This is a genomic window from Mesorhizobium sp. LCM 4576 (genome assembly GCF_001854815.1).
In the GTDB taxonomy this organism is placed as follows: Bacteria; Pseudomonadota; Alphaproteobacteria; order Rhizobiales; family Rhizobiaceae; genus Mesorhizobium; species Mesorhizobium plurifarium.
The window spans coordinates 311,440-324,127 of record NZ_MDDT01000089.1 but is presented as its reverse complement, the minus strand read 5'-3'; the positions used below and the strand labels follow the sequence as shown (position 1 = coordinate 324,127).

Sequence of the window (12,688 nt, the reverse complement as noted above, 5' to 3'; positions counted from 1 at the left end):
ATGCCAATGATTTTTGTCCAATTGTGAGAACGTTCTCACAAGCTCTGGTCCGGCACCTGAAAGGGCCAAATTCCAAAGGGAGGTTGAYGGAAATGAAGCTGTTGAAAAGACTGGGACTGGCCGCGTCGCTGACGCTTGCCACGACCGCGGGCGTCGCGACGGTCGTCGATCATGCCGAAGCGCAGGACAAGAAGCTCAAGGTCTACCTGTCGCTGAGCTACAGCGGCAACTCGTGGCAGTCGGAGGCCRCGAACATCGTCAAGGCGCTGGCGCAGACGCCGCCCTACGACAAGACGGTGGAACTGAAGGAGGTGATCTCGGGCACGGATCCGCAGGCGCAGATCTCCGCCTATGAAAGCATGATCCAGGATGGCGCCGACGGCATCATCAGCTTCCCGATCTCGTCGACGGCGCTGAACCGCACCATCCATCGCGGTTGCCAGAAGGGCGTGCTCTTCTTCATGTATGACGCGACGGTCACCGAGCCCTGCGCGTACAATGTCAGCTACATCACCGCTGGCTTCGGCGAGAACACCGCCCAGGCGCTGGTCAACATCCTCGGCGGCAAGGGCAACATCTTCCTCAGCCGCGGCGTTCCGGGCAACTCGGTGGACAAGCGCCACACCGACGGCGCCATGCACATCTTCAGCCAGTATCCCGGCATCAAGGTGGTCGCCGAATACTATTCCTACTGGGATGACCGCACCACGCAGCAGGAGACGGCCAAGGCGCTCGCCGCGCATCCGGACGTCGACGGCATCTGGGCCCAGGCCGGCGAATACGGCGCCATCCAGGCGCAGCTCGACAAGGGCAACAAGCTGGTGCCGATGACCGGCGAGAACTCCGATGGCTTCCGCCTCGGCCTGGCCGATCCGAAGATGCAGGGCATGGGCCTCAAGGGCGTCTCGGCCGGCTCGCCGCCCGCCACTTCCGGCTACGCCTTCAAGCTGATGATGGAGATCCTGACCAAGAAGCGCGAGCTGAAGCCGATGAACATCGAGTACCCGCTGCCGTGGGTGCCTGCCGATCAGGTCAAGCCTTGCAAGGGCGATACCTTCGCCGACGGCTGCAATGTCTTCCCGACCGACAAGGTGCCGTCTTCCTTCGTCACCGAGGTCTTCAATCCCGAGCTTCTGCCGGAACTGTCGCTGCAGTCGGCGCTGGAAGGCAAGCCGACGCCCGGAGCGACCATCCAGCCGCTGCCGGCGGATGTGAAGCAGGCGCCCGACGCGCCCGGCATCAACTGCTCGTCCTGCAAGGCCCCGGCCGACGAATACAAGCTCACCAAGATCGAGCCGACGGTTAAGCCCTGACGATCAGCAATGCGACAGATGGACGGCATCCTGCCGTCCATCCCACCCAAGACAAGGATGAGAAAATGCCGACCTTTCTGAAGCGGGGCAGGGATCCCGAAGCCGTCGCCCAGGGCGACGCGGTTGTCCGCACGACCGTCGAGACGATCCTCGCCGATATCGAGAAACGGGGCGACGCCGCCGTCCGGGAATTGTCGGAGCGTTTCGACAAGTGGTCGCCGGCAAGCTTCCGGSTGAGCGACAGCGACATAGAAAAGGCCATCGCCAAGGTCTCGGCGAGGGATCTGGAGGACATTCGTTTCGCCCAGGCGCAGGTGCGCAATTTCGCCGAGAAGCAGCGCGCCTGCCTGCAGGATCTCGAGGTCGAAACGCTGCCGGGGGTCGTGCTTGGCCATAAGAACATCCCAGTCGAGACGGTCGGCTGCTACGTGCCGGGCGGCAAATATCCGATGGTCGCCTCCGCGCATATGAGCGTGGTCACCGCGAGGGTCGCYGGCGTGAAGAAGATCATCGCCTGCGCGCCGCCGTTCCAGGGCGGGCCCCATCCGGCCATCGTCGCCGCCATGCATATGGGCGGCGCCGACGAGATCTACGTTCTGGGCGGCATCCAGGCCGTCGGCGCCATGGCGCTCGGAACCGAGACCATCGGCCGCGTCGACATGCTCGTCGGCCCCGGCAACGCCTTTGTCGCCGAAGCCAAGCGCCAGCTCTACGGCCGCATCGGCATCGACCTGTTCGCCGGTCCGACCGAAACGCTGGTGGTCRCCGACGACAGCGTCGACGGCGAGATCTGCGCGACCGACCTGCTCGGCCAGGCCGAGCACGGCCCGACGAGCCCGGCGGTGCTTCTGACCAATTCGGAAAAGCTCGCCCGCGACACCATGGCGGAGGTCGAGCGCCAGCTGAACACCCTGCCGACGGCCGAGATAGCCGCCAAGGCCTGGGCCGACTATGGCGAGGTGATCGTGTGCGATTCCTACGAGGAGATGGTCACGGAAGCCGACCGGATCGCCTCCGAGCACGTGCAGGTGATGACGCGCGATCCGGACTACTTCCTGAACAACATGCGCAACTACGGCGCGCTGTTCCTGGGGCCGCGCACCAATGTCGCCTATGGCGACAAGGTCATCGGCACCAACCATACGCTGCCCACCAAGAAGGCGGCCCGCTACACCGGCGGTTTGTGGGTTGGCAAGTTCATCAAGACCTGCACCTATCAGCGCGTCCTGACCGACGAAGCGAGCGCCATGATCGGCGAATACTGTTCGCGCCTGTGTGTCCTCGAGGGATTCTACGGGCATGCCGAGCAGGCCAACATCCGGGTCCGCCGCTACGGAGGTCRCAACGAGGCCTAAGGCCGCGCGCCAACGGAGTTTTCATGTCGATCGTCGCCCGCAACAAGAACAGCAAGCCCCGCGTGACCGTAAAGGATCTGGCGCGCGATCTGGGCATGTCTGTTTCGACCGTCTCCAGGGCTTTTCACGCCGATGCCGTGATCGCCAAGGACACGCGGGACGTGGTGCTGAACCGCGCCCGGGAGATCGGCTATTCGCCGAATCCTTTCGCGCGCAGTCTCATCACCAAGAAGACGCGCATCGTCGGCGTGGTCGTGGCCGACATCACCAACCCGTTCTATCCGGAAGTGCTGACCCGGCTCACCACCGAGCTGCGCGCCATCGACATGAACGTGATGCTGGTCGCGGCCGACCAGTCGGGCGAGGTCGACCAGGCGCTGCGCCTTCTCCTCAATTACCAGCCCGACCTCGCCATCATCCTCGCGGCGACCTTGTCCTCGGAAGCCGCGCAGGAATGCCGCAAGGCCGGCACGCCGGTGATCTTCTTCAACCGGCTGTCGGCCGACGACCACGCCTTCGGCATCTCCTGCGACAACATCCTCGGTGGCCGCAGCATTGCCGATTATCTGGTCGACACCGGCCACCGGCGCCTGGCCTATATCGCCGCGCTGGCGGATGCCTCGACCAATGTCGCCCGTCACCGCGGCTTCAGCGAGCGCGCGGTCGAACGGGGCCTTGCCGCGCCCGTGGTCATCGAGGCGGGGCAGTTCAGCTACCACGCCGGCTACGAGGCTGCCCGCAAGCTGCGCGACCTCAAGGAGATGCCCGACGGCGTGTTCTGCGCCAACGATATTCTCGCCATCGGCTTTCTCGACGGCGTGCGGCGAGAGCTCGGCCTCGGCGTGCCGGACGACATCTCGATCGTCGGCTTCGACGACATCGAGATGGCTCACTGGYCCTCGCATGGGCTGACGACGGTCCAGCAGCCCATCGAAAAGATGCTGGAGGCGACGGTCTCGCTGGCCAAGGAGCTTGGCACGAATGCCGGCAAGGAGCCGGTCGTGCAGATGATTCCGCCGGGCTCCGTGATCGAGCGCGCGACGACGCGCCGGAGGCATCATGGCTGAGATGTCGGGGAAACTGTTCTTCGAGCGCGCGGTCACCGTCCACCGCTACGATTGCGAGGTGATTGCGTCGCCGCCGTCGGACGTCGAAGGCGGGGAAACCAGGCAGGCCGTCGAGAACGATCCTGCAGCCGACGAGGTCGTCGTCCGCTACGTGGTCGCCTGCCGCCCCGTCTATGACGGCTTGCGCCGGCTGATCGGACAGGTCGCCGGCCTGCTGGTCCTGGCCGAGGCCGGCGGCCGCCGCGACGTGCTCGACCTGCCGGATATCCCGRCGGCACGCGAACGCTGGGCCGAGGTCGAGCAGCGGCTTCGCGCCTTGYAGGCGCCGAGCGGCCTGGAGGGTCATCTCGACCGCCTTGCGACCGCGCATGCGACGCTCGGCGAAGTGCTCGAGGATTTCGGTCTGGCCCGGCTGCAGCGCGACTGGCAGCAGCATCTCGACCGGGCGGGAGACAGGATCAAGCACGCCTATGCCTGGCTGCAGGCGGCGTCGGAACCACGCGCCGGCATGACGCCGGTCGACTTCAATCACGCCTGCTGCAGTTGTGCGCAGCGCTGGCGACATCAGGGAGGAAACGATGGGCCAATATTCGATCTGGGTGCTTGAGTACAGCTACGTCACCAACTACCACAAGAGTGGCGTGCTCTACGGCGCCCACAACCAGGGCTACGTCAAGCTTCCCTATTGTTATGCGCTGATCAAGGGCAACGGCCACGTCGCCATGGTCGATGTCGGCTACAACAACAAGGATTACGGCAAGCATCTCGGCGACAAGTTCGGTGTCGAGAACTGGCATTCGCCCGAGACCGTCCTCGGCGAGATCGGCCTGGCGCCGAAGGACGTCGACACGGTCTTCATCACGCACGCCCATTTCGACCATTTCGGCAATGTCGAGGACTTCCCCAAGGCAACCTTCTACATCCAGGAGAAGGAGATCGCGAAATGGGTCTGGGCGATGTCGTTGCCGGACCGCATGCGCTGGATGAACGTCGCCGTCGATCCGGGCGATATCGTGCGCGGCGTCGACCTTGCCCGGCAGAAGCGGCTGGTGACGCTCGATGGCGCCAAGCAGGACGTGCTGCCGAATGTCGATCTCAATCCCGCCTTCGACAGCCACACCTATGGTTCGATGTGGGTCACCGTGCGCAACGGCAAGGAAGACACCTGGGTGCTGGCGGGCGATCTGGTCTATGTCTTCGACAATATCGAGGGCTCGGGAGCCGCCGTCGATATCGAGACGCTCTATGTGCCGGTTGGRCTTGCGGTCGGCAGCCAGACCAATCTCGTGCTGGCGACCGAGGAGATGATGAAGCAGGTGAATTACGAGGCGCGCCGCGTCATTCCCATCCACGAAGAACGGCTGAAGGACCGCTTCCCGTCGCGCATCACCAAGGATGGCCTGCGCATCACTGAAATCTGCCTCGCGGACGGCGAGAAATCGCGGGTGCAGTAATGGATGTAATCCGCAAGGTCGCCATCGTCGGGGCGGGGCTTGTCGGCCGCGGCTGGGCGATCGTCTTCGCCCGGGCGGGGCACGACGTGGCCATCTACGATGGCAGCGCCGATATCCGCGCGGCGGTGATCGAGAGCATCCGCGCCAGTCTCGCCGACATGCGGGAAGCCGGGCTGGTCGACRCCATCGATCTGGTCCTGCGGCGGTTGCGCGTGGTCGACACGCTGGAGGCTGCGGTCGCCGGCGCCGACTATATCCAGGAGTCGGTGCTCGAACGGCGCGATGTCAAGCAGGCCGTCTGCCTCGAAATCGACCGGGCGATGCGGCCGGACGCGGTCGTGGGCAGCTCGAGCTCGGGCATTCCGGCCTCGGCTTTCACGGAGGGATGCGTCAACCGGGCCCGCTTCCTCGTCGCGCATCCCGTCAACCCTCMGCATCTGATCCCGCTGGTCGAACTTGTTCCGGCGCCATGGACCGACGCCGGCATCGTGCCGTGGCTGCGGGCGCAAATGGAGCAGGTGGGCCAGGCCGCCATCGTCGTGCGCAAGGAGGTCGACGGCTTTGTCCTCAACCGGCTCCAGGGGGCGTTGCTCAACGAGGCCTGGGCCTTGCTGGAGGAGGGCGTCGCAAGCGCCGCCGACATCGACCTGACCGTGTCGCACGGGCTCGGCTACCGCTGGTCCTTCATGGGTCCGTTCGAGACGATCGACCTCAACGCGCCGGGCGGGATCGCGGATTAYGCGCGGCGCCTGGGGCCGCTCTACCATGCGATCGCGCTGGCAAGGCGCGACCCGGCTCCGTGGTCCGAAGCGCTTATCGCCAAGGCCGAAGCCGAGCGCCGCGCGAAGCTGCCGGCATCCGACTTGAGCGAGCGCAGCGCCTGGCGCGACCGCAATCTCATGGCGCTGGTCGCCCACAAGCGACGCACCGGCGTCTGACACGGAGACCGTCATGGCGGCAATGCTGCAAGACAAGGTTGCCCTGGTGACCGGAGCGACCGGCGGAATCGGGGCGCAGATCGTGTCCAGGCTCGCGCAGGAAGGTGCCTCGGTCGTCGTCGGCTACAACAGCTCGCGCCAGGCGGCCGAAGCGCTGGTCTCGACGCTGGCGCCCGGCGATCACATGGTCGCCGAGGCGGCCGTCACCGACAGCGGCTGCCTTGCGCGGCTGGCCGGCCAGATCGGGCAAAGGTTCGGCCGGCTGGACATCCTGGTCAATTGCGCCGGCATAACCCGCTTCGTGCCGCATCCGGACCTCGATAGCCTGGATGACGCTTTGATCGACCGCATCCTCAGCGTCAACGTACGCGGCGTCATCGCTGCGACGCGGGCGATGCGGCCGCTGCTCGACCGCACCGGCAACGGCATTGTCKTCAACATCTCGTCGATCGCGGGCGTCACCGCCATGGGCAGCAATATCGCCTATTGCGCGTCCAAGGCCGCGGTCGACAATTTGACCAAGTCGCTGGCGCGCGCGCTCGCGCCGAAAATCAGGGTCGTCTCCGTTTCACCAGGCGTCGTCGACACCGATTTCATCAAGGGCCGCGACGAATCCTGGCGCGATGAACAGGCGAGCCGGACGCCGCTCGGGCGATTGGGCACGCCCGACGACGTCGCCGAGGCGGTTCTGGCGGCCGCGGCGCAGCTTCGCTTTGCGACGGGCGTTATCATTCCGGTCGACGGCGGGCGGCCTTTGGCGTGATTGTGTCTTCAACGCCCGTACGGCCCCTGGAGAGAACCGAATGACCGCAACCATTGCCATCACCGTCGGCGATCCGGCGGGCGTCGGACCCGAGATCGCGCTCAAGGCCGGTCGGCATTTCGCGCCGCAACTCGAGACCGGCGCCTTTCGGCTGCGCCTCATCGGGTCGCTGGCGGCGTTGGGCGAAGTGGCCCGGTCGCTCGACTTGCCGTTGCCCGCCGTCGCGCAAGCGGACGAGCCGCTCGGCGTCTGGCCGATCGAGGGCTCCGCCGTCGCGATCGGCCAGGTGTCGGCGGAAGGCGGCAGCCAGGCCTACAAGGCCGTCGCCGAGGGCGTGCGCCGCACGATGGCGGGCGAGGCGTCGGCCATCGTCACCGCGCCGCTCAATAAGGAATCGCTGCACCTGGCCGGTCATCGGTTCCCGGGCCATACCGAGCTGCTGGCGGCGCTGACCGGGGCGCGTGACAGCGCGATGATGCTCGCGCACGGGTCCTTCCGCGTCAGCCATGTCACCACGCATATCGCGCTCGAAGATGTGCCGAAGCGGGCGACGGAGCCGCGTATGCGCCGGGTGCTCGACCTGACGATCGAAGCCTTGAAGCATCTGGGGATCGCCGCCCCCCGCGTCGCGATCGCGGCGCTCAATCCGCATGCCGGCGAAGGCGGCATTTTCGGCACCCACGATATCCGCGTCACGGAGCCGATCGTCGCCGACTACCGGGCGCGCGGCCATGATGTTCATGGTCCCGTCCCGGGTGACACCGTTTTCGTGAAGATGCGCGGCGGCGCCTATGACGCGGTCGTGGCCATGTATCACGACCAGGGTCATATTCCGGTGAAGCTGCTCGGCTTCCAGATCGACCCGCAAACGGGGAAATGGCTCGGCCTGAGCGGGGTCAACATCACGCTCGGCCTGCCGATCGTGCGGACCTCCGTCGATCACGGCACCGCCTTCGACATAGCCGGCCGCGGCATCGCCCGCGAAAGCAGCCTCATCGAGGCGATCGACTACGCCTTGTCGCTGACCGCGGAGAAGGCGGCGTGAAGCTTGGCCCGATCGGGCGCGGCGTCGGCCAGGATGTCCTGATCGTCGCGGACGACATCACCGGCGCGCTCGACGCGGCCGGCTATTTCGCCACGCCCGAAAATCCGATCCAAGTCTGGTTCGATCCGCCGCCCGCCATTTCCGGCGGCAATGCGATCGACCTCGATACACGCGATCTCGACGAGGCGGCGGCTTCTGGGCGTGTCGCCGATATTTTCGCCGGCCGCGAACGAGGCGTGCTGTCGTTCAAGAAGATCGACAGCGTCATGCGCGRCCACCCGATCGCGGAGGCCGCCGCCGCCTTTCGCGCCGGACGGTTCAGCCGGGCCCTTCTTGCTCCCRCATTTCCGGCAATGGGCAGGGTAACGGTCGACGGGCGGCAGCTTGTGCTCTCGCCGGACCGCAAGGCGCAGCAGGTCGGGCCGGCCCTGGTCGATGCATTGTCGCGCCAAGGCATCCCGGCCGCGATGCTGGGCAAAGGCGCTGCGCCGGGCGGATTTGTTGTCGCCGATGCTTCCAGCGACGCCGAGCTTGCGGATGCTGTCGCTGCGTTCGGGACGGGCGACGACGATCTCTATATCGGCACCGRCGGACTGGCCTCGGTGCTCGCTGGGCGGACTCCTCCCGGTTTGCGGCCGCCGGCGCTCGATCTGGCGATTTGCGGTACCAACCATCCGGCGACGCTGAGCCAGATCTCGGCGGCTCCCAGATTGCGGACGTTGGTGATGGACGGCGGCAGTGCCATGCAGATCGAACCGCCGGTCGTRCTGGTCGCCCCCTCCAATGTGGTCTCGGTTCCGGAGGCACGCGCCATGATCGAGCGTTCACTCGAACGGCTGGTGGCCGCCACGCCGCGCCCGCGGGCCGTGCTGGTGACGGGCGGATGGACCTTGCGGCTGCTGGTCCGCATTTGCGCTGCCTCCCATCTTCTCTGCGAGGGGCTCCACGAGCCAGGCGTTGCGATGAGCCGGATGGTCGCGGGCGCATGGGACGGAACCGCGATCATCTCGAAATCCGGCGGGTTTGGCGGCGATACGATTCTTGCTCGACTGTTCTTTCCGGAGCAGGAGGCAACAATCCACCAAAACAATTGGGGGCGTGGACAGGAATGACGCTTCCTGTCCACAGTCGCCGCCTACTGGAGGCAAGCTGTTGGCGATCGTCGCTGTTTGTCGATCCGGCACAGCGCTTCGAATGACCCGCTGATTCGTCAGGCCCGRTCGGTCTGATTGGTTTCTGCGGGTCGTGAGCGACGGCGCCCCGCTTCTCCCGGCCGGCGGTTCCACGTTTCTAATGGCCGTAGCCGAAGAAAGTCATCAACTCGCGGGCCTCGCCTGTGGCGAACCGCTCTTCCATCCCCTGAGGAAGGTTGGTTCGCCAGATGCCCCTGTAATCGGTGATCGGCTGGTTAACTTGCGACCATCGCCGCAAGGAATGTTCCGTTCTCACAGATCGCTGGCGACCCCAGATCACCGGCTTTTCGTGATAGTCCAACATCTCTGGGCGGAACGTCACGCCGATGAAGTCGCACACGGACCGAAGGGAGTCCGGTGGGTTTGAGATGAAGTCCTCGTATCGCCAAACGAGGCTGTCGCCGCGCTCGATGCAGCTTTTGGACGCTGCAGTGTCCCGCACCCACCTTGCAAAAGACTTTTCCGGGTCGTCATATCGCTTGTTGAGCGATGCCACCACGTCCCGCCCGTCGCGTGTCGAGATGATAAACCGCGCGCCCGGCATGGTTCGCCGAATCTCCTCGGTGTAATTTACATGGCCAGGGCTCTTCTCAACCCAGATGTTGCGTCCGGACGCGGCGACCTTTGCAAGAGTGATGACCACCCTATGCCATTTCGGCCATCCGTTTTCCCAAGCGAAGGCGCCTGTTTCATAGGGCAGGCTGAATATATCTGGATGCGTTGCCAGTATGCGGGCCAAGAGGCTCGACCCGGTATGGCCACATCCACAGATGAATACGGATGTTCCTGGCTTCGGCATTAGCCGAACGATAGCCCGCATGYAAATTCCCCCCAATGAATCTTAAAACGCTTTTTGCAATCGATGTAAATGGCTTTGCTTTCCCAGAAGTGGCCAGGATGACAGGAGCGAAACCGGAGGTGACCTCACGTCCGCTCGGCAAGCACCGGCGAGGTTCATTGGCGCCGATGAATGGGTGCCGCCGTTGCAGCAACTGGGCCCGGCCGCGGACGAAAATCGAAGCCCGCTGACTCTACGTCAATATCTGGAAAACGGCCCATCCGGTCTTGTGGGGTCGAAGGCGCGCTTGGTAGTCTCCATCGTCTTGCAAGAAGGCTCCTGTGAATGACATTCGATAAGTCGTCGGTTCGATTCCGATTGGCCCCAAACAGTCTCTGGCTCACGCTTGGCGTCGCGTTATTAGCGCTTGTTGCTTGCCAATCGACTCCGGACACGCAGCCTGTTGCTAACTCGCAACCTGTTGCCGACCCGCAACCTGCTCCGGCCGCTGCTCCCGCCCMGGCCTCGCCGAATTCGGCGGTGCTGGATCAGACGGTCGCTGTCGTCCCGCCCGGCAAGGGCGTTCCGGCCAGATACGCCGCATTCTCCGGCATATGGGCCGGACAGCTCAACGGCATGTATGACGGCAAGCTCGCGGTGCTGACCGTGTCCTCGGGCGGGCAGGTGACGGCGAGCTACGCATGGGGCGACCTTGCCGACAACAAGCCGGGCGTCGCCGACGGCTCCGGCAGGATTTCCGGCAATACGTTGAAGCTCGGGCGCCTGCCGAACGGCGCGGACATCACCGCCACGATGCCGTCGCCGGGAACRCTCAACCTCACCTACGCGCTTGCCGGCCAGACCTATACCGGCTCGTTCGCCCGGGTCAGCCAGTGAGCAACGCGAGCTGCTAGGATTGGAGCGGGTCCCRCGTGATCCGCACGCACATCGGCGTCCCGATCTCGATGGCGTGGCCGGTATCGGCCAGCCGGCCGCTCTGCTCGTCGCGGGCGAAGATCGAGATGCGGTCGGCATTCTGGTTGGCTGAAAACAGATGCTTGCCGGACGGTGTCAGCGCCAGGTTGCGCGGCGTCGCGCCGCCGCAGGGCGTGAAATCGACCGTTTGGAGCTTTCCCGATTGCTGGTCGACGGCGAAGATGGCGACGCTGTCATGGCCTCTGTTGGAGCCGTAGAGGAAGCGGCCGTCGGGCGAGATCTGGATGTCGGCGCAGTGATTGTGCGCGCGCGCCTCGCCGGGAATCGCCGGCTTGGTGTCGATGAGCTCCAGCCGACCCGAGGATTGATCGAGCGCCAGCGACACCACCGTCGAGTCCAGCTCGTTCATGACGAAGACGAAGCGGCCGTTCGGATGCAGCGCGACGTGACGCGGCCCGGCGCCGGGCGTGAGCGCCGAGGAGGCGAGCTTCACCAGCGCGCCGTCGGTCTCGATGCGGTAGGAGACCAACTGGTCGATGCCGAGATCGGCAACGATGGCGACGCCGCCCTGGATGGTCTCGGTGACGCTGTGCGCATGCGACCGCTCCTGCCGCTCGGCGTTGGGGCCGGTGCCGGAATGCGCCACGCTCGCCAGCGGCGCGGTCAGTCCGCCATCGGCCGCAAAACCGAACACTGAGACCRCCTTGTCGGGCCCGCCGCTGCCCATGCCGTAATTCGCCACCAGCAGCTTGCTGCCGTCGCGGGTGATCGCGTTGTGCGCGGTGATGCTGCCGAGCGAGGGCTGCTTGTTGATATAGGCAAGCGAATTGGTGGCGCGCTCGAGGCGATAGGCCGTGACCGTTCCCTCGCGCCAGGCGAAGACTTCCGAATTGGCATAGATGCGGGAGCCATCCGGCGTCACCGACAGGAAGGTCGGATTGTCGACCTCATTGGTCTCGGCCAGCTTCTGCACGGCGAGCGTCGCCTCGTCGAAGGCATAGACGCCGAGGCCGACGCCGCGCGCGCCCTGGAAATAGGGCGCCTCGCGGTTGAGGCTGCCGACAAAGACAAGACAGGCGCTTTGCATCGATCTTCCTCCCACCTCCGGCGGCTCTTCCGCCTCTGCCGGCTTTCCAAAAATTTCGCCGATCATCGCTTGCAAGGCAATCCCATATGTGAAAATATTATTCACAAAAGAAAATTGACGGGAGGAAAGCGATTATGCGTCTCGCCATCCGGCATCGTGCCCGGAACCGCCTTGCAGGCCGCGACGRAAGCTCCCGGAGAGGAYCATGRGCGCGTTCTCGCCGACCGTCGGTGTCGCCTCGACGCATCCTGCCGACATGCCTGAGGCGCATGCGGAGATCCCTGTCTGGAATTCGGAGAACTGGTTCTACGAGGATTGGCAGCCCGGCCACAAAATCCGTTCGCTCCGCCRCACCATCTCCGAGGGCGAAAGCCATATGTTCAATACGCTGGTGCTGGATATCCATCCTTACGTGCAGGACCAGATGTTCGCCGAGAGGGAAGGCATCTTCGGCCGGCGGCTGGTGGCCGGCGCCTTCGTGTTTTCGGCTGGGCTCGGCCTCGTCGCCACCAACTGCCTCAACGCCTTTTCCTATGGCTACGACAAGCTTCGCTTCATCAAGCCGGTCTTCATCGGGGACACCATCTATTCGATCCGCACCAACCTCGACAAAAAGCCGCGCTACCAGGATATGGGCCTGATCCGCGCCAGCTATGAAGTCTTCAAGGGTGAAGGAGAGCTCGTGCTCTACTGCGAGCATCTGCAGACGGTGAAATACAAGAACCCGGCCGATTTCGTCGGCAAGACAGAGAAGTGAAC

Annotated in this window: 13 protein-coding genes and 1 tRNA gene; 12 read left to right on the top strand and 2 right to left on the bottom strand. The window is 64.9% G+C overall.

The features are described from left to right. Positions 1-92: 92 nt before the first annotated feature. The 9 genes from LCM4576_RS33210 to LCM4576_RS33170 all read left to right on the top strand — a co-directional run bounded on the left by LCM4576_RS33210 (position 93) and on the right by LCM4576_RS33170 (position 9,047). The gene (locus tag LCM4576_RS33210; protein ID WP_071036800.1) at positions 93-1,313 is read left to right on the top strand and encodes a sugar ABC transporter substrate-binding protein; all 1,221 of its coding nucleotides are present in this window, start codon (positions 93-95) and stop codon (positions 1,311-1,313) included. 65 nt (positions 1,314-1,378) lie between these two features. After that, the gene (hisD, locus tag LCM4576_RS33205) at positions 1,379-2,668 is read left to right on the top strand and encodes a histidinol dehydrogenase (RefSeq protein ID WP_071036495.1); all 1,290 of its coding nucleotides are present in this window, start codon (positions 1,379-1,381) and stop codon (positions 2,666-2,668) included. Positions 2,669-2,691: 23 nt separating this feature from the next. Continuing rightward, entirely contained in the window at positions 2,692-3,735 is a 1,044-nt protein-coding gene (locus tag LCM4576_RS33200) for a LacI family DNA-binding transcriptional regulator (RefSeq protein ID WP_071036494.1), read from the top strand. Further along, positions 3,728-4,342: a hypothetical protein gene (locus LCM4576_RS33195; protein ID WP_131803340.1), complete on the top strand. Its 615-nt coding sequence runs from the start codon at positions 3,728-3,730 to the stop codon at positions 4,340-4,342. The genes LCM4576_RS33200 and LCM4576_RS33195 overlap by 8 nt, the downstream gene beginning before the upstream one ends. Then, on the top strand, positions 4,314-5,189 hold the full coding sequence (locus LCM4576_RS33190; protein ID WP_040988847.1) for an N-acyl homoserine lactonase family protein: 876 nt from the start codon (positions 4,314-4,316) through the stop codon (positions 5,187-5,189). Before LCM4576_RS33195 ends, LCM4576_RS33190 begins: the two co-directional genes overlap by 29 nt. Further along, a complete protein-coding gene (locus tag LCM4576_RS33185) occupies positions 5,189-6,127 on the top strand; it encodes a 3-hydroxyacyl-CoA dehydrogenase (protein WP_071036492.1) in 939 nt (312 codons plus the stop codon). Before LCM4576_RS33190 ends, LCM4576_RS33185 begins: the two co-directional genes overlap by 1 nt. Positions 6,128-6,140: 13 nt before the next feature. Continuing rightward, the gene (locus LCM4576_RS33180) at positions 6,141-6,890 is read left to right on the top strand and encodes an SDR family NAD(P)-dependent oxidoreductase (protein ID WP_083361607.1); all 750 of its coding nucleotides are present in this window, start codon (positions 6,141-6,143) and stop codon (positions 6,888-6,890) included. A 40-nt stretch (positions 6,891-6,930) separates the two neighbouring features. Next, entirely contained in the window at positions 6,931-7,935 is a 1,005-nt protein-coding gene (pdxA, locus tag LCM4576_RS33175) for a 4-hydroxythreonine-4-phosphate dehydrogenase PdxA (protein ID WP_071036491.1), read from the top strand. Then, the gene (locus LCM4576_RS33170; RefSeq protein ID WP_071036490.1) at positions 7,932-9,047 is read left to right on the top strand and encodes a four-carbon acid sugar kinase family protein; all 1,116 of its coding nucleotides are present in this window, start codon (positions 7,932-7,934) and stop codon (positions 9,045-9,047) included. Before pdxA ends, LCM4576_RS33170 begins: the two co-directional genes overlap by 4 nt. 178 nt (positions 9,048-9,225) lie before the next feature. On the opposite strand, the gene LCM4576_RS33165 is transcribed toward LCM4576_RS33170, so the two are convergent. Continuing rightward, positions 9,226-9,867, bottom strand: a complete 642-nt coding sequence (locus tag LCM4576_RS33165; protein WP_157900446.1) for a sulfotransferase — start codon at positions 9,865-9,867, stop codon at positions 9,226-9,228. A 330-nt stretch (positions 9,868-10,197) separates the two neighbouring features. Here LCM4576_RS33165 and LCM4576_RS36705 point away from each other — a divergent pair. Both LCM4576_RS36705 and LCM4576_RS33160 read left to right on the top strand, forming a co-directional pair. Next, positions 10,198-10,293, top strand: a tRNA-OTHER gene (locus LCM4576_RS36705). A gap of 153 nt (positions 10,294-10,446) precedes the next feature. Continuing rightward, positions 10,447-10,803, top strand: a complete 357-nt coding sequence (locus tag LCM4576_RS33160; protein ID WP_244510981.1) for a hypothetical protein — start codon at positions 10,447-10,449, stop codon at positions 10,801-10,803. A 13-nt stretch (positions 10,804-10,816) separates the two neighbouring features. Here the strand turns inward: LCM4576_RS33160 and LCM4576_RS33155 are convergent, their stop codons facing one another. Further along, positions 10,817-11,929: a lactonase family protein gene (locus tag LCM4576_RS33155; protein WP_071036796.1), complete on the bottom strand. Its 1,113-nt coding sequence runs from the start codon at positions 11,927-11,929 to the stop codon at positions 10,817-10,819. A gap of 205 nt (positions 11,930-12,134) precedes the next feature. Here LCM4576_RS33155 and LCM4576_RS33150 point away from each other — a divergent pair, with 205 nt between their 5' ends. Beyond that, positions 12,135-12,686 carry a MaoC family dehydratase gene (locus LCM4576_RS33150; RefSeq protein WP_071036488.1) on the top strand — a complete coding sequence of 184 codons (552 nt, stop codon included), beginning with the start codon at positions 12,135-12,137 and terminating at the stop codon, positions 12,684-12,686. Positions 12,687-12,688: the final 2 nt, after the last annotated feature.